Origin of the sequence: Streptomyces fragilis, assembly GCF_003112515.1 — a bacterium.
GTDB lineage: Bacteria > Actinomycetota > Actinomycetes > Streptomycetales > Streptomycetaceae > Streptomyces > Streptomyces fragilis.
Genome location: NZ_BEVZ01000002.1, coordinates 1,281,926 through 1,302,601 on the forward strand (window position 1 = coordinate 1,281,926; position 20,676 = coordinate 1,302,601).

At 73.5% G+C, this 20,676-nt stretch carries 5 protein-coding genes; all 5 read right to left on the reverse strand.

Going from position 1 to position 20,676, the window contains the following annotated elements:
• Nucleotides 1-106 precede the first annotated feature (106 nt).
• A complete protein-coding gene (locus Sfr03f_RS07580; protein ID WP_108952881.1) occupies nt 107-3,997 on the reverse strand; it encodes a condensation domain-containing protein in 3,891 nt (1,296 codons plus the stop codon).
• Between the two features lie 80 nt (nt 3,998-4,077).
• The gene (locus tag Sfr03f_RS07585; protein WP_108952882.1) at nt 4,078-5,964 is read right to left on the reverse strand and encodes a non-ribosomal peptide synthetase; all 1,887 of its coding nucleotides are present in this window, start codon (nt 5,962-5,964) and stop codon (nt 4,078-4,080) included.
• An 8-nt stretch (nt 5,965-5,972) separates the two neighbouring features.
• Nucleotides 5,973-7,013: a TauD/TfdA family dioxygenase gene (locus Sfr03f_RS07590; protein WP_108952883.1), complete on the reverse strand. Its 1,041-nt coding sequence runs from the start codon at nt 7,011-7,013 to the stop codon at nt 5,973-5,975.
• 86 nt (nt 7,014-7,099) lie between these two features.
• A complete protein-coding gene (locus Sfr03f_RS07595; RefSeq protein WP_108952884.1) occupies nt 7,100-7,885 on the reverse strand; it encodes a thioesterase II family protein in 786 nt (261 codons plus the stop codon).
• Complete coding sequence (locus Sfr03f_RS07600; RefSeq protein WP_159105583.1) at nt 7,882-20,562, reverse strand: non-ribosomal peptide synthetase; 12,681 nt, start codon at nt 20,560-20,562, stop codon at nt 7,882-7,884. The genes Sfr03f_RS07595 and Sfr03f_RS07600 overlap by 4 nt, the downstream gene beginning before the upstream one ends.
• Nucleotides 20,563-20,676: the final 114 nt, after the last annotated feature.

Below are 20,676 nucleotides of genomic sequence, written 5' to 3' on the forward strand. Positions count from 1 at the left end.
CCGGAGCGCCCCCGGGGCAGTGCGCGCGGCAGCTGCGGGCGGCAGGAACGGGCCGCCCGCAGCTGCCGCTGCCGGTGCGTCAGGTGCGTCAGGTGCGTAAGGTGCGTCAGACGGAGGCGGCCCGCGCGCCCGCCCGGGTGCGCCGCCGCAGCGCGGTCGCCGCCGGACTCCCGCCGCCGCCCGTCATGCGGCGGGCCAGTCCGGCCGCGGTCGGGTTGCGGAACACGTCCTGCAGGGTGAGGTCCTGGCCGAACTCGGCGCGGATCCGGTTGAGCAGCCGCACCGCCAGCAGGGAGTGGCCCCCGGACTTGAAGAAGTTGTCCTCCCTGCCCACCTCCCGGCCGCCGAGGACCTCACGGAAGACGCCCAGCAGGCGCTCCTCCCGGCCGTCCGGGGCCGCCGCCGGCCCGGTGCCGTCCTTCTCCAGCGGGACGTGGCCGTGCTCGCCGGGGGCGGGCAGCCGCGTCACCTCGACCACCCGGGCGGGGGCCAGGTACTCGGGCAGCCGGTCGGCGGCCCAGCCGCGCAGCTCCTGCCCGCTCGCGCCGCCGGGCAGGCAGGTGACGTACGCGTACAGCCGGTCGTCGCGGACGGCGACGGCGGCGCCCGTCACGGCGGGATGGCGCAGCAGGACCTCCTCGATCCGGCCGGGCTCCACCGGGTAGCCGGCCGCGGTGAGGACGGGCACCGGGCGCAGCGTGCCGTCGGCGTCGGCGAACGCGCGCCGGCCGGTGGGACGCAGCCCGCCGCCCGGAGCGGGCTCGTGGACCTCGCCGGGCACCCGCACGGCGGCCGGCCGCCCCCGCTCGTCCAGGACCGTCTCCCGGCCGGCCGGGGCCGGCGGACCGTACACGAGCGCGGAGATCGGCGCGGCGGGGTCGGCCGCCAGCGCGTCGAGGGTCTCGCCGAGCCGCCGGGCCAGCAGGGACGCGGTCCGCTCGTCGTAGAGAGCGGTCGCGTACTCCAGGACGCCCTGGAGTCCGGCGGGCGCCCCGTCCGGGCCGGTCCGCTCGGTGAGCGCGAAGGTGAGGTCGCACTTGGCGCCGCCGGCGCAGAAGGCGACCGGATCGCCGTCCAGGGCGGACGAGGCGGACGGAGCGGACGGAGCGGACGGGGCGGACGGCGTGGACGAGGCCGCCGGCCCGGCGGACGCCGCGTGCACCTGGAGCATCACCTGCACCAGCGGGGCGTGGGCGGCGGACCGGTGCGGGCTGAGGTGCTCCACCAGCCGGTCGAAGGGCAGGTCCTGGTGGCTGTACGCGGCGAGCCCCGCCTCCCGCACCCGCCGCACCAGCTCGGCGTAGGCCGGGTCGCCGGAGGTGTCGGTGCGCAGCACCAGCGTGTTGACGAAGAATCCGACGAGCGGGTGCAGGGCGTCGTCGCCGCGTCCGGCGACGGTGGTGCCGATCGCGACGTCGCAGCCCGCGCCGTGCCGGGTGAGGACCGCGGCGAGGGCGGCCTGCACCACCATGAACAGGGTGGCGCCGCAGTCCCGGGCCCGGCGCAGCAGCGCCCGGTGGGTGGCGGCGCCCACGGTGAAGGGGGTGAGGGCGCCGGCGCCGTCGCTCTCCGCGGGGCGCGGCCGGTCGGTGGGCAGGGCCAGCAGCGGCGGCATCCCCCGCAGGGCGTCCCGCCAGTGCGCGAGCTGCTCCCCGGCGATCCCCTTCCCGCCGGCGCCGGCGCCGCCGCCGTCGCCGCCGTCACCGCCGGCACCGCCGTCCTCGCCGTCTTCGCCGTCGAGAAGGCGGCGCTGCCACAGGGTGTAGTCGGCGTACTGGACGGGCAGCGGCTGCCAGTCGGGGGCCCGTTCCGCCGCGCGGGCCCGGTAGGCGGTGTCGAGGTCGGCGAGGAGGCAGTCGGTGGACCAGCCGTCGCCGGCGATGTGGTGCAGCACCAGCACCAGCACCTGACCGCCGTCGCCCTCCTCGATCAACCAGGCCCGCAGCGGGATCTCCCGGGCCAGGTCGAAGACGTGCCCGGCGGCCGCGTCGACGGCCGCCGCCAGCAGATCGGGGTTCCCGGCGCGCACCAGGGTGAGCTCGGGCACGGCGTGGTCCAGCACCTCCTGCCAGGGCTCGCCGTCCTCGGACCGGTACACGGTGCGCAGCACCTCGTGGCGGGCGGCGACGTCGGCGAGCGCGTCGGCGAACGCGGCCGGGTCGACGGGGCGGCGCAGCCGGGTCACCACCGGGATGTTGTAGGTGGCGGTGGGGCCCTCGAGCCGCCCGACGAACCACAGCCGTCGCTGGGCGGCGGACAGCGGGATCCGGGCCGGCCGGCGCTGCGGCGGGACGGCCTGCAGCGGCGGGCGGGCCGGCCCTGCGGAGCGCTCGCCCAGCAGGCGCAGCAGCCGCCGGGGGGTGGGGGCGAGGAAGACGTCGCGGATCTCGGCGTGCAGGCCGAGCGTGCCGCGGACGCGGTTGGCGAGTTTGCCGGCGAGCAGGGAGTGCCCGCCGAGCTTGAAGAAGTTGTCGTCCGGCCCGGCCTCGTCCCGCCGGAGGACCTCCGCGAACAGGCCCCGCAGGATCTCCTCGCGGGGGTCCGCCGGCGGCCGGCCGGCCGCCGGCGCTCCGTCCTGCGGATCGCCCGGCCCGGCGGTGTCCCGCCGTCCCGCGCGGGAGAGCGCCCGGTAGCGGCGGTCGAGCGCCCGGCGCTCCTCCTCGGTGAGCAGACCGGCCCGGCTGAGGGGTGTGCCGGCCGGCTGCTCGGCGAGGACGGTGAGCGCACGCCGGAAGAGGGCGAGCAGGAGCCGCGCGGTGTCCTCGTCGTACAGGTCGGTGGCGTACTGCAGGCCGAGCGCTACCCCGTCGGGTTCGCCGTCGGGGCGGTGCGTCTCGGCGCAGCTGAAGGCGAGGTCGAACTTGGCGGTGGCCAGGTCGGCCCCGTCGAGGACGGCCGGTATGCCGCCCAGGCGGACGGTGGCGTCCCGCGCGGTCTGCGCGGCGAGCGTCACCTGGAAGAAGGGGTGGCGGCCGAGGGACCGTTCGGGGTTCAGGTCCTCCACCAGCAGGTCGAAGGGCAGGTCCTCGTGGGCGAACGCGGTCAGGTCGCGTTCACGGACCTGGGCGAGGACCTCGCCCAGGCTGGGGTCGCCGGACAGGTCGGTCCGCAGGGCCAGGGAGTTGACGAAGAAGCCGACCAGCTCGTGCAGGTCCTCCTCGGGCCGGCCGGCCACCGGCGTGCCCACCACCACGTCGTCCCCGGCGCCCGCCGCCCGCAGGGCGAGCGACAGGGCGGCACGGCAGGCCATGAAGAAGGTGGCGCGGTGGGCGCGGGCGACGCCGGTGAGTGCCTTGTGGGCGGCGGCGTCGAGTTCCGCGGTGACGAGCGCGGCCCGGTTGCCCGGTTCGGCGGGCCGGGGCCGGTCGGCCGGCAGCCGGGTCTCGGCCGGGATGCCCGCCAGGGCCTCGCGCCAGTGGGCGAGCTGCTGGTGGGCGGTACTGCCGGGGTCGTCGGGGTCGCCGAGCATGTCCCGCTGCCACAGCGCGTAGTCCGCGTACTGCACGGGCAGCGGCTCCCACCCGGGGGCCCGGCCCTGGAGCCGGGCCCGGTAGGCGGTGTCGAGGTCGGTGAGGAGGCAGCCGACGGACCAGCCGTCGGAGGCGATGTGGTGGATCAGCAGCGCCAGCACGGCGGTGTCGTCCCCTCCGGTGAACAACCGCGCCCGCAGCGGCAGTTCGACGGTGACGTCGAGCGGAGTGCGGACGAACGCGGTGACCGCCGCCTCCAGGTCGTCGCCCGGGGCGCAGCGCCGCGTCTCCAGCCGTACGTCCGGTGCGTCGACGATCCGCTGGTAGGGCTCCGCGTCCTCGGCGGCGGGGTAGACGGTGCGCAGGACCTCGTGGCGTTCCACGACGTCCCGCACCGCGGCCTCGAGCGCCTCCCGGTCGGGGACGGCGGCGAGGCGGAGCACGACGGGGGCGTTGTAGGCCGGCGACGCGCCCTCCAGACGGTTCAGGAACCACAGCCGGCGCTGGGCGTAGGACAGGGGGATCACGGTTGCTGCTCCTCAGGGGTGGCGGGGGCGGGCGGGTCGGTGGACCGGTGACGGGGTCCGCCCGGCGGCGGGGGCGGAGGTCAGGCATCCCGCGCGGCCGTCAGCTCCTCGATGTGCGCGGCCAGGTCACGCAGCCGCGGATGGGCGTACACGGCCTTCACCGGCAGGGCCAGGGACAGTTCGGCCCGCACCCGGGAGACCAGCTTGATGGCGAGCAGGGAGTGCCCGCCCAGCTTGAAGAAGTTGTCGTCCGGGCCGATCGACGCGGCGCCCAGGACCTCACCCCACACCCTGGCGATCAGCTCCTCGGCGCGGCCGAGCGGGCCTCCGGCGCCGTCCGCGGCGGCGCCGGAGGCGGCCTGCGCCTCGACGCGGGCGGGCAGCGCGGACCGGTCGAGCTTGCCGCTGGGCGTGGTCGCGAACCGGTCCACGGCGACGAACGCGGACGGCACCATGTACGACGGCAGCTCCTGTGCCAGCCGGGTGCGCAGGTCCTGCGGGTCGCCGCCGCGGTGGTAGGCGATCAGGGCCGGTTCACCGCCGGCGTCCTCGCCGAGGATCACGGCGGCCTCGGCGACGCCGTCCACGCGGGTGAGGGCGGCCTCGATCTCCGGGAGTTCGACGCGGTGGCCGCGCACCTTGACCTGGCCGTCGGCGCGGCCGAGGTAGACCAGCCGGCCGTCGGGCCGCAGCCGGCAGCGGTCCCCGGTGCGGTACACGCGCGCGCCGGGGACGCCCGAGGGGTCGGCGACGAAGCGCTCCGCGGTCAGGGCCGGCCGTCGCCGGTAGCCGCGGCCCACCCGCGGCCCCGCCAGGTGGAGTTCGCCGGTCCCGCCCGGCCCGACGGGGGCCAGGTTCTCGTCCAGCAACAGCATCCGCAGTCCCGGCAGGACGGTTCCCAGCTGCGGTTCACCGGGCCCGTCGATCCACGCGGCGGTGGCGTCGACGGTGCACTCGGTGGGGCCGTACAGGTTGACCGCGCGCAGCAGACCGGACCGGTGGGCGGCGGCCAGCCGGTCCCACAGCGACGGGCTGATCGCCTCGCCGCCGACCAGCAGGGTCAGCGGGCGGGGGCCGCCGTCGGCGGAGAGCAGTCCGAGCAGGGGGTCGGCGTGCGAGGGGGTGATGTCGAGGTCGGTGAGGGCCTGCTCGTCGACGAACGCGGCCAGCAGCGCCGGGTCGCGGCGGGTCTCCTCGTCGATCATGACGAGGGTGTCGCCGCGGCACAGCCGCACCCACTGCTGCACGGACGCGTCGAACGACGGGGAGGCGTTCCAGCCGACCCGGCGGCCCTCGCCCGCGGCGATGCCCGCCTCCTCCAGCTCCCGCAGCAGCAGGGAGACGGCGCCGCGGCCGATCTCCACGCCCTTGGGACGGCCGGTGGAGCCGGAGGTGTAGATGACGTAGGCGAGGGTGTCCGCGGTGACCGGCACCGGGGCGAACCCGGCCCTCCGGTCGGCCTGGTCGGCCTGGTCGGCACGGTCGGTGGTGAGGTCGGTCAGGGCGACGGTCCGGGTGGCGGCGGTCGCGGGCCGGCTGGCGCCGTCGGTCACCACCAGGTCCGCGCCGGAGTCCTCCAGCAGGTAGGCGCGGCGCTCGGCGGGCAACGCCGGGTCGACCGGCAGGTAGGCGGCGCCGGCGGTGAGGGTGCCGACGATCGCCGTGACCAGGCCGGCGCCGCGCGGCAGGCACAGCGCCACCACGCTCTCCGGCCCGACGCCGAGCCCGGCCAGCCGGGCGGCGAACACGGCGGCCTCGGCGCGCAGTTCGTCGAAGGTCCGCTCCAGGCCGTCGGCGACGACGGCGGTGCGCCCGCCGGGGACGGCGGCGAGCCGGGCCATCAGGTCGGCGGCTCCGGTGCCGGCGGCGCACCCGCCGCACGGGCAGTCGGCCGGGTGGGGCTCGGGGCGCCGGGCGGCCGGCTCCGCCACGGTGACGGCGGAACGCTCGGGGAGAACGGCGGTCATGGCGGGGCTCACTTTCCGTACAGGGTGGTGGACGGGGCGGTGGTGGGGGAGCAGTCGGACAGGGCCACCGGCTCCCCCATGGCGACGAGGATCTTCCGGTCGCCGGTGAACGACTCGCGGCCGTGCGCGCAGAGGATGTTGTCGACGAGCATCAGGTCGCCGGCCTGCCAGCTCTCCCGCACGGTGACCGCCTGGTAGACGTCGTTGATCGCGTCGACCTCGGCGTCGGTGAGCGGGGAGCCGTCGCCCAGGTAGGTGTTGAACGGCAGGCCGTCCTCCCCGAAGGTCTCGGTGAGGACCTCGCGGACGTCCTCGTCGAGGCTGCGGGCGTTCCAGAACGCGAAGTGGTTGAACCAGGTCCGCTCACCGGTCACCGGGTGGGTGATGATCGCGGAGCGGCGCTGACGGGTGCGCAGGGTGTCCTCGTCCAGCCATTCGTAGCCGATGGCGTTGTCGTCGCAGTACGCCTCGGCGCCGGCCGGCTCCTCGGCGGAGAATGCCTTGCGCCAGGGCATGCCCGCCAGGTCGGAGTAGTTGCGCACCAGGAGCCAGCCCGCCTCGGCGAACCGGGCGGCCAGGTCCTCGGGCAGCAGGGCGAGCGCCCGGCGCATGTCGCCCACGGTGGTCGCCCCGCCGGTCTCCGGAGCGGTCACGCAGCCGAAGAGCAGCACGCCGGGGAAGTCGAGGGTGTAGCTGTTCTCGTTGTGCAGGCGGATCGGCTGGGCGGCCGGCAGGTCCGTGGAGGAGAACACCCCCTCGCCGAAGTCGGTGCGCGGGGTGGCCTTCTCCTTGTAACCGGCCCGCACGGCGATCAGCGCGTCGCGTGCCGCGGCGAACGACTCCGCGTCCGTCACCGGCAGCCCGCGCAGCATGACCGCACCGGACCGGTGCAGCTCCGCGCGGATGGCGGGACGCCGGTCGGAGAGCCAGGCGACGGCCTCCTCCATGGTGGCGAAGTCCGGGGCGCGGACGACGACCGGCTTGCCGGGCTCCCGGCTGACGGCGACGTCGGTGTCGGTGGCGGCGGGGCTCTGGGCGAAGGTGGTCATGACGGTTCCTCAGGTGGGTTCGATGCGGCAGGAGGGGAGAAGGCCGGCCGGTGGGTGGGGCCACACGCCGGTCGGACGGGTGCGGGTCAGGCCGGGGCGGCCGTGGCGTCGCGCAGGGCCTGCAGGGCCGGGTTCAGGCGTGCGAAGAAGCCGGGCAGGTCCTGCTGGAAGTAGAAGTGGTCGCCGGGCAGCACCTCCGGCGTCACGGACCGGCCGGCGACGGTGGACCAGCCGCCGAGCATCTCCACCGGGACGATCGGATCGGCGTCCCCGCCGAACACCGCGACCGGGCAGTCCAGCCGCACGCCCGGGGCGGTGCACCGGTACGCGTCGTCGATGGCGAAGTCGGCGCGGATGGACGGCAGGACGATCTCGCGCAGCTCCGGGTCGTCGAGGATGCCGTCGTCGGTACCGCCCCGCTCCTTGATGGCGGCGACGAGCTGGTCGTCGTCGAGGCGCTCGGGGTGCACGGGGCACTGGTTGGGCAGCTCCGGCGCCCGGCAGGCCGAGGCGACCAACCCGGCCGGGGCGCGGCCGGCGGCCTGCAGCGCGCGGGTCACCTCGAAGGCGACCAGCGAACCCATGCTGTGCCCGAGCACCACCAGCGGGCCCGTGTCCGAGGGCAGTGCGCCGACCACCGGGAGGGCCAGGTCGTCGATCGACTCGGGCAGGTCCTCGCAGTAGCGGGCGCCGCGGCCCGGGTACTGGCCGATCAGCAGCCGCACATCGGCCGGCAGGTGCTCGCGCCACTCGCTGTAGGCGTGCGCGTTGCCGCCGGCGTGCGGCAGCACCAGCAGCGACAGGCGGTGCGGCGCGTCACCGGGCAGATCCCAGACGACGTCCTCGGCGGCGGGGGACGGAGATCCGTTCATGAGCTCATCCGTTCGGTCTCGGTGCGGCGGCGCAGAGCGGGCCGGGCCTTGACGGCCGGCGCGGTCCTGCACGCCGCGATGTGTTCGGCGAGTCGGGCGGGGGTGGGGTGCTGGAAGACGTCGCGGACGGTGAGCCGGACGTCCAGCGCGGTGGCGATGTGGTTGGTGAGGCGGGCGGCGAGGAGGGAGTGGCCGCCGAGGACGAAGAAGTCGTCGTCGATGGTGGGAGCGTCGGGGAGGTCGAGGGTGCGGGCGAAGAGTGCCGTGAGGGTCTCCTCGACCGGGGTGCGGGGTGCACGTCCGGTGCGGGAGAGGGCGGTCGGCTCGGGCAGTGCCCGCTTGTCGATCTTCCCGTTGGGGGTGAGCGGGAGCCGGTCGAGGGCGGTCAGGTAGGTGGGGACGAGGTGGTCGGGGAGGCGTTGGGTGAGGTGGGCGCGGACGTCGTCGGTCGACGTGGGCGTGTCGGTGACGATGTGGGCGGACAGCCGGCCTTGGTGGGCGGTCACGACGGCTTGGGTGACGGCGGGGTGGGTGAGGAGGGCGGCTTCGATCTCGCCGGGTTCGACGCGGAAGCCGCGGATCTTGATCTGGTCGTCGGCGCGGCCTTCGTAGTGGAGGTTGCCGTCCGCGTCGAAGTGCACCAGGTCGCCGGTGCGGTAGAGACGGCTGCCCGCCGGACCGTACGGATTCGGCACGAAGCGGGTAGCGGTGAGGTCGGGGCGGCCGAGGTAGCCGTGGGCGAGGCCGTCGCCGGCGAGGTAGAGCTCGCCGGTGACGCCAGGGGCGGTGAGCTGCAGGTGGTCGTCGAGGACGAAGGCGCCCTTGTTGACCAGGGGTGATCCGATGGGGATGACGGGGTGGGGCTGGTCGGCGGGTTTGATGGTGTGGGTGGTGGTGAAGCCCATGGATTCGGCGGGGCCGTAGCCGTTGACGACGGTGATGCCGGGCCTCGACAGCTGCAGCTTGTGGACGTGGGCAGGGGAGGCCGCTTCGCCGCCCGTGTAGGCGACGGTGACGGTGTCGAAGGCCTCGGGGTGCTCGTCGGTGAGGTAGTTGAACAGGCTGGCTGACAGCTGGAGCATCGTGACGCGGTGGCGGCGCGAGAGTTCGGTGATCAGTGCGGGTTCGGGTCGCTGTCCGGGTTGCAGGACGGTGGTTCCGCCGTGGAGGAGGGCGCCCCAGAACTCGAGGCTGAAGGCGTCCCAGGAGACAGGGGAGCACTGGAGGAAGACTTCGTCCGGTCCGAAGTGTCCATAGGACTGGGCGGTGACGGTGGACACCAGGTTGCGGTGGGAGGACAGGATGCCCTTGGGTCGGCCCGTCGACCCGGACGTGAACATCAGGCAGGCCACGTCATCACCGGACAGAGGGACGCTGAGGTTGAGGTCGGACAGGGAGAAGAGTTCCGCCGGTGAGGTGGTGACCGTGGTCCAGGGGCCTTCGAGCCGTCCGGCGAGGGCGGGGCTGGTGACGAGGAGGCGTATGCCGGCGTCCGAAGCCGCAGCCTGCAGGCGCTCGTCGGGGAAGTCGGGGTCGAGGAGGGTGTAGGCGGCGCCGGTCTTGGTGACGGCGACGACCGCGGCGGCGAAGTCCGCGCCCCGCTCCAGCAGGACACCGGCCATGTCGCCGCGGCCCAGGCCCTGGGCGCGCAGGTGGCGGGCCCAGCGGTTGGCGGCCGTGTTGAGTTCCCGGTAGGTGATCTGCCGTTCGCCGTCGATGAGCGCGACCCGGTCGGGGAAACGTTCCGCCTGCGTCTCGAACCGCTCGACGAGCGAGACGTCGTCGATGTCGGCGCTGGTGCCGGCCCAGGGGCCGGTGACGAGCGCCCGTTCCTCCTGGGAGAGGACGTCGAGGGTGCTGATCCGGTGACCGGGGTCCGCCAGGACCTGCTCGAGGACGCGGCCCAGGACGGTCACCATGCGCTGCACGGTGCTGTCGTCGAACAGGTCTTGGGCGAAGAGCACCGTCCCGTGCAGTCGCTGGTTGTCGTCGGAGCGGAGCAGGAACTCGAGGTCGAACTTGGCCGAACCGTTCGTCACACCGAACACGTCGGCCAGGCGGCCACCGGGCAGCCGGATCGTTGAGGCGCCGCCCGTCTCGAGGCCCAGGCAGATCTGGAACAGGGGGTGACGGGCGAGGGAGCGGGCCGGATTGACGGAGTCGAGGACGAGGTCGAAGGGGGCTTCCTGGTGGGCGAAGGCGTCCAGGTCGGCGGCACGGACGCGTGCCAGCAGGTCCTGGAAGGTCGGGTCTCCGCTGCTGTCGGTGCGCAGTACCAGGGTGTTGACGAAGAAGCCGACCAGTTCGCGCAGCTGCTCGTCGCTCCGACCGGCGACCGGTGTGCCGACAGCGAGGTCGGTGCCGGCGCCGAGACGGGTGAGGGCGGCGACCAGGGCGGCGTGGACCACCATGAACGGGGTGCAGCCTTCCGCCCGGGCCAGTTCACTCACCCGGGCGAAGAGATCCGGGCCGAGGTCCACTCCGATCTCGCCGCCCCGGTGGGTCGCCCGGGCGGGACGGGGCCGGTCCAGGCGCAGACCGTGCTCCTCGGGCAGTCCGTCCAGCGTCGAGCGCCAGAACCCGAGCTCCCGTGCCAGCACGCTGTCCGGGTCGTCGGGCGAGCCCAAGGCTCTGTGCTGCCAGTGCGCGTAGTCGGCGTACCGGACCGGCAAGGGCTCCAGCACGTTGGTGGTGGCACCCGACAGCCGCGCTTCGTAGGCCCGGGCCAGGTCGTCGAAGAACACGCCGTTCGACGCACCGTCCGTCGCCACGTGGTGCAGCAGGAGGAACAACACCCAGGTGCCGTCGCCAAGGTCGAACGCCGTGGCCCGGAAGGGGACGTCGGTCCGCAGGTCGAAGACCTGTCGTGCGGCCGTCGCCAGCTCCCTGTCCAGGTCATGGGCGGCGATCCGGCGGTGGTCGAGAGGAATGCGGACCTCGGCCGGGGAGAGGATCCGCTGGCGCGGTTCGCCGTCGAGCGTCTCGATCAGGGTGCGCAGGGGGGCGTGCCGTTCCGCCAGGTCGTTGAGCGCGGCTTCCCATGCGGTTGCGTCGAGTTCGCCTTCGAGGCGAATTGCGAGGGGCACGTTGTAGGCGGTGCTGTCGCCGTCCAGGTCGGCCAGGAGCCACAGCCGTCGCTGCGCGAAGGACGCGGCCGGCAGCGAGTTGCTGTCGCCCGTTCCCTCTCCGGCCGTGATCGGCGGCAGGGCGGGCAGTCCCTTCTGGCGGGAGATCAGGTCGGCGAGGCGGGCGGGCGTGGGGTGCTGGAAGACGTCGCGGATCGTCAGGCGAACGCCGAGCGCGTCCGCGATGTGGTTGGTGAGACGCGCCGCCCGCAACGAATGGCCACCGTGGCGAAAGAAGTCGTCGTCGATCGTGAGGGACTCGGAGGTGCTCAGCGCCCGGGAGAAGAGAGCCACCAGGGTCTCTTCGAGCGGCGTACGAGGCGCCCGACCGCCCGTCGAGACCGACGACGGCTCGGGCAGAGCGCGCTTGTCGACCTTGCCGTTGGGGGTGAGGGGAAGCCGGTCGAGAACCATGATGTGTGCGGGCACCAGGTGCTCGGGCAGCCGCTCGGTGAGATGCCGGCGTGCCAGGTCGGCCAGGTTGCCCACGAGGCCCTGCTCCGGCGCTCCGCCGACGACGTGCGCCACAAGGCGCTGCTGGTGGGCGGTGACGACGGCTTGGGTGACGGCGGGGTGGGTGAGGAGGGCGGCTTCGATCTCGCCGGGTTCGACGCGGAAGCCGCGGATCTTGATCTGGTCGTCGGCGCGGCCTTCGTAGTGGAGGTTGCCGTGGGTGTCGAAGTGGACGAGGTCGCCGGTGCGGTAGAGACGGCTGCCGGCAGGTCCATAGGGGTTGGGGACGAAGCGGGTGGCGGTGAGGTCGGGGCGGCCGAGGTAGCCGTGGGCGAGGCCGTCGCCGGCGAGGTAGAGCTCGCCGGTGACGCCGGGGGCGGTGAGCTGCAGGTGGTCGTCGAGGACATAGGCGCCCTTGTTGATCAGGGGTGATCCGATGGGGACGACGTGGTGGGGCCGGTCGCTGACCTCGATGGTGTGGGTGGTGGTGAAGCCCATGGATTCGGCGGGGCCGTAGCCGTTGACGACGGTGATGCCGGGCCGCAGCCGGTGGAGTTTGTGGACGTGGGCCGGGGAAGCGGCCTCGCCGCCCGTGTAGGCGACGGTGACGGTGTCGAAGGCTTCGGGGTGCTCGTCGGTGAGGTAGTTGAACAGGCTGGCCGACAGTTGGAGCATGGTCACCTTGTGACGCTGAGCCAGTTCGGCGATCAGCGCGGGCTCCGGGCGCTGTCCGGGTTGCAGGACGGTGGTTCCGCCGTGGAGGAGGGCGCCCCAGAACTCGAGGCTGAAGGCGTCCCAGGAGACAGGGGAGCACTGGAGGAAGACTTCGTCCGGTCCGAAGTGCCCGTAGGTTTGGGCGGTGACGGTGGACACCAGGTTGCGGTGGGAGGACAGGATGCCCTTGGGTCGGCCCGTCGAGCCGGACGTGAACATCAGGCACGCCACGTCGTCACCGGACAGAGGGACGCTGAGGTTGAGGTCGGACAGGGAGAAGAGTTCCGCCGGTGAGGTGGTGACCGTGTTCCACGGGCCTTCGAGCCGTCCGGCGAGGGCGGGGCTGGTGACGAGGAGGCGTATGCCGGCGTCCGAAGCCGCAGCCCGCAGGCGCTCGTCGGGGAAGTCGGGGTCGAGGAGGGTGTAGGCGGCGCCGGTCTTGGTGACGGCGACGACCGCGGCGGCGAAGTCCGCGCCTCGCTCCAGCAGGACGCCAGCCATGTCACCGCGGCCCAGGCCCTGGTCGCGGAGATGGCGGGCCCAGCGGTTGGCGACCGCGTTGAGCTCCTCGTAGGTAACTCGTCGGTCACCGTCGATGAGTGCCACCGCCTCGGGCGAACGGGCGGCTTGCTCCTCGAACCGTGCCACCAGCGAGACGTCGTCGGTGTCGAGGACCGTGCCGGCCCAGGCTCCGGTGAGCAGTGCGCGCTCGTCCTGGGAGAGGACGTCGAGGGTGCTGATCCGAAGGCCGGGGTCGGCCAGGACCTGCTCGAGGACCTGGCCCAGGACAGTGACCATGCGCCGCACGCTGGTCTCGTCGAACAGGTCCTGCGCGAAGAGCACCGTCCCGTGCAGTCGCCGGTCGTCGTCGGATCGGAGCAGGAACTCGAGGTCGAACTTGGCCGAACCGTTCATCACGCCGATCACGCCAGCCGGTCGCGCACCGGGCAGCCGCAGTTCCGGGGTGCCCCCGGTTTCGAGACCGAGGCAGATCTGGAACAGGGGGTGGCGGGCGAGGGAGCGGGCCGGGTTGACCGTGTCGAGGACGAGGTCGAAGGGGGCTTCCTGGTGGGCGAAGGCGTCCAGGTCGGTGGCACGGACGCGTGCCAGCAGTTCTTGGAAGGTCGGGTCTCCGCTGCTGTTGGTGCGCAGCACCAGGGTGTTGACGAAGAAGCCGACCAGTTCGCGCAGCTGCTCGTCGCCCCGGCCGGCGACCGGTGTGCCGACGGCGAGGTCGGTGCTGGCGCCGAGACGGGTGAGGGCGGCGACCAGGGCGGCGTGGACCACCATGAACGGCGTGCAGCCCTGAGCGAGAGCGAGTTCGCCCACTCGCGCCATGACGTCCGGGCCGAGGTCGACCTCGACCTGTCCGCCCAGGTGGGTTGCCCGCGCGGGACGGGGCCGGTCCAGGCGCAGACCGTGCTCCTCGGGCAGCCCGTCCAGCGTCGAGCGCCAGAACCCGAGCTCCCGTGCCAGCACGCTGTCCGGGTCGTCGGGCGAGCCCAAGGCTCTGTGCTGCCAGTGCGCGTAGTCGGCGTACTGGACCGGCAGAGGCTTCAGAACGTTGGTGGTGGCACCCGACAGCCGTGCCTTGTAGGCCCGCCCCAGGTCGTCGAAGAAGGCGCCGTTCGACGCGCCGTCCGTCGCCACGTGGTGCAGGAGGATCAGGAGCACGGTCGTTCCGTCACCGGGCTCGAACACGGTGACGCGCAACGGGATCTCCGTCCGCAGGTCGAACCGGTACCCCGCCGCCGTCACCAGGTCGGACTCCAGGGCTTCCGGAGTGGTGGTACGCCACTCGACCGGTACCCGCACCTCGGCCGGGGACAGGATCCGCTGGCGCGGTTCGCCGTCGACCGTCTCGATCAGGGTGCGCAGGGGGGCGTGCCGTTCCGCCAGGTCGTTGAGCGCGGCTTCCCATGCGGCTGCGTCGAGTTCGCCTTCGAGGCGAATTGCGAGGGGCACGTTGTAGGCGGTGCTGTCGCCGTCCAGGTCGGCCAGGAGCCACAGCCGTCGCTGCGCGAAGGACGCGGCCGGCAGCGAGTCGCTGTCGCCCGTTCCCTCTCCGGCCGTGATCGGCGGCAGGGCGGGCAGTCCCTTCTGGCGGGAGATCAGGTCGGCGAGTCGGGCGGGGGTGGGGTGCTGGAAGACGTCGCGGATGGTCAGGCGAACGCCGAGCGCGTCCGCGATGTGGTTGGTGAGGCGCGCCGCCCGCAACGAATGGCCACCGAGGACGAAGAAGTCGTCGTCGATGGTGGGGGTGTCCGCGCCACCCAGGACCTGGGCGAAGAGCACGGTCAGGGTCTCTTCGAGCGGCGTACGAGGCGCCCGGCCACCCGTCGGGACCGACGAGGGCTCGGGCAGAGCGCGCTTGTCGACCTTGCCGTTGGGGGTGAGCGGGAGCCGGTCGAGGACGGTCAGGTAGGTGGGGACGAGGTGGTCGGGAAGACGCTCGGCAAGATGACGGCGGACGTCCTCGGCGGGCCTGTCGGCGACGATGTGGGCGGACAGCCGGCCCTGGTGGACGGTGACGACGGCTTGGGTGACGGCGGGGTGGGTGAGGAGTGCGGCTTCGATCTCGCCGGGCTCGACGCGGAAGCCGCGGATCTTGATCTGGTCGTCGGCGCGGCCTTCGTAGTGGAGGTTGCCGTCCGCGTCGAAGTGGACGAGGTCGCCGGTGCGGTAGAGGCGGCTGCCCGCCGGACCGTAAGGATTCGGCACGAAACGCGTGGCGGTGAGGTCGGGGCGGCCGAGGTAGCCGTGGGCGAGGCCGTCGCCGGCGAGGTAGAGCTCGCCGGTGACGCCGGGAGCGGTGAGCTGGAGGTGGTCGTCGAGGACGAAGGCGCCCTTGTTGGTGATGGGTGATCCCACGGGGATCGTCGGGTGGGGCTGGTCGGCGGGCTCGATGGTGTGGGTGGTGGTGAAGCCCATGGATTCGGCGGGGCCGTAGCCGTTGACGACGGTGATGCCGGGCTTCAGCCGGTGGAGCTTGTGGACGTGGGCCGGGGAGGCCGCTTCGCCGCCCGTGTAGGCGACGGTGACGCTGTCGAAGGCCTCGGGGTGCTCGTCGGTGAGGTAGTTGAACAGGCTGGCGGACAACTGGAGCATCGTCACCTTGTGACGCTGAGCCAGTTCGGTGATCAAGGCGGGTTCGGGTCGCTGTCCGGGTTGCAGGACGGTGGTGCCGCCGTGGAGGAGGGCGCCCCAGAACTCGAGGCTGAAGGCGTCCCAGGAGACAGGGGAGCACTGCAGGAACGCCTCGTCCGGTCCGAAGTGCCCGTAGGTCTGCGCGGTGACAGTGGACACCAGGTTGCGGTGGGAGGACAGGATGCCCTTGGGTCGGCCCGTCGACCCGGACGTGAACATCAGGCAGGCCACGTCGTCACCGGACAGGGAAAGTCCCGGATTCGCCTCGGACAGATCAACGAGTTCCGCCGGTGAGGTGGACACCGTGTTCCAGGGGCCTTCGAGCCGTCCGGCGAGGGCGGGGTCAGTGACGAGGAGGCGTATGCCGGCGTCCGAAGCCGCAGCCTGCAGGCGCTCGTCGGGAAAGTCCGGGTCTAGGAGGGTGTAGGCGGCGCCGGTCTTGGTGACGGCGACGACCGCGGCGGCGAAGTCCGCGCCCCGCTCCAGGAGGACACCGGCCATGTCGCCCCGGCCCAGGCCCTGGTCGCGGAGATGGCGGGCCCAGCGGTTGGCGGCCGTGTTGAGTTCCCGGTAGGTGATCTGCCGTTCGCCGTCGATCAGCGCGACCCGGTCGGGGAAACGTTCCGCCTGTGCCTCGAACCGCTCCACCAGCGAGACATCGTCGATGTCGGCGCTGGTGCCGGCCCAGGGGCCGGTGACGAGGGCGCGTTCCTCCTGGGAGAGAACGTCAAGGGCGCTGATCCGGTGACCGGGGTCCGCCATGACCTGCTCGAGGACGCGGCCCAGGACGGTCACCAAGCGCTGCACGGTGCTGTCGTCGAACAGGTCCCGCGCGAAGAGCACCGTCCCGTGCAGTCGCTGGTTGTCGTCGGAGCGGAGCAGGAACTCGAGGTCGAACTTGGCCGAACCGTTCACGACGGGCACCACGTCGCCCGTCGCGTTGCCCGGCAGGCTCAGACGGGGGGTGGTGGCGACGTCAAGGGTGAGGCAGATCTGGAAGAGCGGGTGACGCGCGAGCGAGCGAATGGGGTTGAGCGTTTCGAGGACGAGGTCGAAGGGCGCTTCCTGGTGGGCGAAGGCGTCCAGGTCGGTGGCACGGATCCGCGCCAGCAGGTCCTGGAAGGTCGGGTCCCCGCTGCTGTCGGTGCGCAGCACCAGGGTGTTGACGAAGAAGCCGACCAGTTCGCGCAGCTGCTCGTCGCCCCGGCCGGCGACCGGCGTACCCACCGCCAAGTCGGTGCCGGCGCCGAGACGGGTCAGGGCGGCGACCAGGGCGGCGTGGACCACCATGAACGGCGTGCAGCCCTCCGCCCGGGCCAGCTCGCCCACCCGGCGCATGACGTCCCGGCCGAGGTCGACCTCCACCTGTCCGCCCCGGTGGGTTGCCCGGGCGGGACGGGGCCGGTCCAGGCGCAGACCGTGCTCCTCGGGCAGCCCGTCCAGCGTCGAGCGCCAGAACCCGAGCTCCCGCGCCAGCACGCTGTCCGGATCGTCGGCCGACCCCAGCACCGTCCGCTGCCACCGCGCGTAGTCCGCGTACTGCACCGGCAACGGCTCCAGCACGTTCCCCGCCGCACCCGACGCCCGCGCCGCACAGGCCCGCGACAGGTCGTCGAAGAACACGCCGTTCGACGCACCGTCCGTCGCCACGTGGTGCAGCAGCACCAGGAGCACGCACGACCCGTCACCGGGCTCGAACACGGTGACCCGCAGCGGGATCTCCGTCCGCAGGTCGAACCGGTACCCCGCCGCCGTCACCAGGTCGGACTCCAGGGACTCCGGGGTGGTGACGCGCCGTTCCACAGCCACGCGGACCTCGGCCGGCGGCAGGACACGCTGGCAGGGCTCGCCGTCCACCGTCTCGATCAGGGTGCGCAGCGGGGCGTGCCGCTCCACGACGTCGGTGAGCGCGGCCTCCAGCACCGCCGTGTCCACGGACCCGTCGATCCGCACCGACAACGGCACGTTGTAGGCGGTGCTGTCGCCGTCCAGGTCGGCCAGGAGCCACAACCGTCGCTGCGCGAAGGACGCGGGCAGGGACCCGGAGGCGGGGGCCGCGGGAGTCAGGGCGGGCAGGGCGGTCGCCTTCTGTGCGCCCGTGCCGGTGAGGTGTCCGGCGAGCCGGGCGGGGGTGGGGTGCTGGAAGACGTCGCGGACGGTGAGCCGGACGCCGAGCGCGTCCGCGATGTGGTTGGTGAGGCGGGCGGCGAGCAGGGAGTGGCCGCCGAGGACGAAGAAGTCGTCGTCGATGGTGGGAGCGTCGGCGAGGTCGAGGGTGCGGGCGAAGAGCGCCGTGAGGGTCTCCTCGACCGGGGTGCGGGGTGCTCGTCCGGTGCGGGAGGCGGCGGTCGGCTCGGGCAGGGCCCGCTTGTCGACCTTGCCGTTGGGCGTGAGGGGGAGCCGGTCGAGGACGGTCAGGTAGGTGGGGACGAGGTGGTCGGGAAGACGCTCGACGAGGTGGCCGCGGACGTCGTCGGTCGACGTGGGCCCGTCCGCGACGATGTGGGCGGACAGCCGGCCCTGGTGGACGGTGACGACGGCTTGGGTGACGGCGGGGTGGGTGAGGAGGGCGGCCTCGATCTCGCCGGGCTCGACGCGGAAGCCGCGGATCTTGATCTGGTCGTCGGCGCGGCCTTCGTAGTGGAGGTTGCCGTCGGCGTCGAAGTGGACGAGGTCGCCGGTGCGGTAGAGACGGCTGCCGGCCGGACCGTACGGGTTGGGGACGAAGCGCGCGGCGGTCAGGTCCGGTCGGCCCAGGTAGCCGTGGGCCAGCCCTTCGCCCGCCACGTACAGTTCGCCGGTGGCGCCCGGCGGGCACAGCCGCAGCCTGCTGTCGAGGACGTACAGCGGCTTGTCGGCCAGCGGCGACCCGATGGGGATGGACGGGTGCGGCCGCGGCCCGCGCTCGACGGTGTGCGTGGTGGCGTAGATCATGACCTCGGCGGGGCCGTAGCCGTTGACCACGGCGATGCCGGGCCGCAGCCGCTGCAGCTTGTGCACGTGGGCCGGGGAGGCCGCCTCACCGACGGTGTAGGCGGTGGTGACGCTCTCGAAGGTCTCCGGGTGTTCGTCGACGAGGTAGTTGAACAGACTCGCCGACAGCAGCAGCGTGCTGACGCGGTGACGCCGCGCCAGTTCGCTCACCAGCGTCGGCTCCGGCTTCTGCCCCGGCTGCAGGACGGTGGTCCCGCCGTGCAGCAGGGGGCCCCAGAACTCGAGGCTGAACGCGTCCCAGGACACCGGCGACGACTGCAGGAACACCTCGTCCGGGCCGGTCGGGAGGTACCGCTGGCCGACGAGGGTGGCCACCAGGTTGCGGTGGGAGGACAGGATGCCCTTGGGCCGGCCGGTCGAGCCGGAGGTGAACATCAGGCACGCCGGGTCGTCGGGAGTGAGGGGGACGCCCAGGGCTCCCGCCTCCAGGTGGGTGAGCTCGTGCGGACCCTCCGTGTGGACGGTCCACGGGCCGTCGAGGCGGCCGGCGAGCCGGGGGGTGGTCACCAGGTGGCTGATGCCGGCGTCGCCGGCGGCGGAGCGGAGGCGCTCGTCGGGGAAGTCGGGGTCGAGCAGCACATGGGCGGCGCCGGTCCTGAGCACGGCGATCAGGGCGGTGGCGAAGTCCGCGCCGCGCTCCAGCAGGACGCCCGCCAGGTCGCCGCGGCCCAGACCCCGGCCGCGCAGGTGCCGGGCCCAGCGGTTGGCGGCCGCGTCGAGCTCCCGGTAGGTGATCCGCCGGTCCCCGTCGATCAGCGCGACCCGGTCGGGGAAACGTTCCACCTGCTGCTGGAAGCGATCCACCAGCGTGGTGTCCTGCCGCTCGGTGACGGCGCCCGCCCACTTACCGAGCAGCAGGCCGCGCTCCGTCTCCGTCAAAACCTCAAGATCGGCGGTCGTGCGCTCGGCGAGCTCGCCGGCGGCCGGCGTGAGAGCCGTGGCCAGGAACGCGGCGAACCGGTCCTGGTGGGCGGCGACGGCGCCCGGGTCCACACCCTCGACCGGCGTGTCGAAGTCGATCCGCATGCCGTGCGCGGCCCCCAGGTCGAACACGGCGATGCTGAGGTCGTCGACCGGGCCGTTGCTGACGTTGTGGTTGACGGTCGGGCTGCCGCAGACCGTCAGGTCCGCGTTGAAGCCCATGATGTTGACGACCGGAGAGGCGAGTCCACGCGCCCTTCCGAGGACGCCGGCGTCCCGGCACAGGTCCTCGTAACGGGTCCGCTGCCCGCGCAGACCGTGCTTGACCTCGGCGGACACCGAGCGGACCAGCGCGCCGAACGGCTCGTCGGGGTGCACCCGCAGCCGCAGCGGCACCACGTTCGACATCATGCCGGGAGTGCTGCGCGCCGTCTGCGTGGTCCGGCCGGTCACCGGCAGGGCGACCACCAGCTCGTCCTGCCCGGTGACCCGGTGCAGGTACACGGCGAGCAGCGACACCAGCAGGACCGGCCAGGAGGCTCGCTGGGCGCGGGCCGCGTCCCGCAGCCGGCCGGCGTCGGCCGGGGAGAGACGCACGGTACGCCGGGCGAAGGGCAGACCGCCGTGGGCCGGCGTGGCCCGGCCGGCGCCCCGGACCAGACCGCGGGGGGCGTCCGGCGCCCCGGCGAGGTGCTCCCGCCAGGCCGCCCGCTCGGCGGCGGCCTCCCGCGACCCGCGGAAGGAGGCGTCCTCCGCCAGCAGGTCCGCGAGCCGGCCGAACGGGGACGGCCCCCACGGCTCGCCGGCGACCGCCCGCTCGTACAGCTCCACCAGCCGCGTCAGCGCGAGCCCGACACCGACGCCGTCCACGACCAGGTGGTGGAAGCCGTAGAAGTAGAAGTACCGCTCCGCGCCCAGCCGGATCAGCGCGCAGCGCACCGGCGGCTCGGAGTCCAGCGCGAACGGGGTGCTGATCATCCCGTCGATCAGCCGCCAGGCCTCCGCCTCCGGGTCGGCCGCCCCGCTCACGTCGGTGAACGGCAGATCGAGCCGGCCGGCGTCGGCGTCGACGACCTGCCAGACCTGCTCCCCGTCCTCCTCGAAGCGGCGGGTCCGCAGGAAGTCCGCCTCCTCGGCCAGCCGGCGCCAGGCGGCGGCCATCAGCCCGGGGTCGACCGGGCCGAGGATCTCCCGGCACTCGGCCACGTTGTACTTCAGGCCCGACGGGTCGAGGGCGTGCGCCGTCCAGATGTCACGCTGGGCCGCCGAGAGAGGCAACCGGGTGGCGGCCGGGACGGGAGCGACAGGCGCGTCGGACGACATGGCGGTCTCCTGGGTGAGGGACGGCGGGGGAGGGGCGGGCAGTGCCATACAACCCGCCCGCCGGGGCGCCGAGCGGCAGTTGTTCCGGCGGGAGCGCCAGCAGCGGGCCGCCGC

What these genes read in the sequence shown, in the direction of transcription:
- Sfr03f_RS07585 (WP_108952882.1), bottom strand. Translation starts at nt 5,964, where the DNA reads ATGACCGCCGTTCTCCCCGAGCGTTCCGCCGTCACCGTGGCGGAGCCG.
- Sfr03f_RS07590 (WP_108952883.1), bottom strand. Translation starts at nt 7,013, where the DNA reads ATGACCACCTTCGCCCAGAGCCCCGCCGCCACCGACACCGACGTCGCC.
- Sfr03f_RS07595 (WP_108952884.1), bottom strand. Translation starts at nt 7,885, where the DNA reads ATGAACGGATCTCCGTCCCCCGCCGCCGAGGACGTCGTCTGGGATCTG.
- Sfr03f_RS07600 (WP_159105583.1), bottom strand. Translation starts at nt 20,562, where the DNA reads ATGTCGTCCGACGCGCCTGTCGCTCCCGTCCCGGCCGCCACCCGGTTG.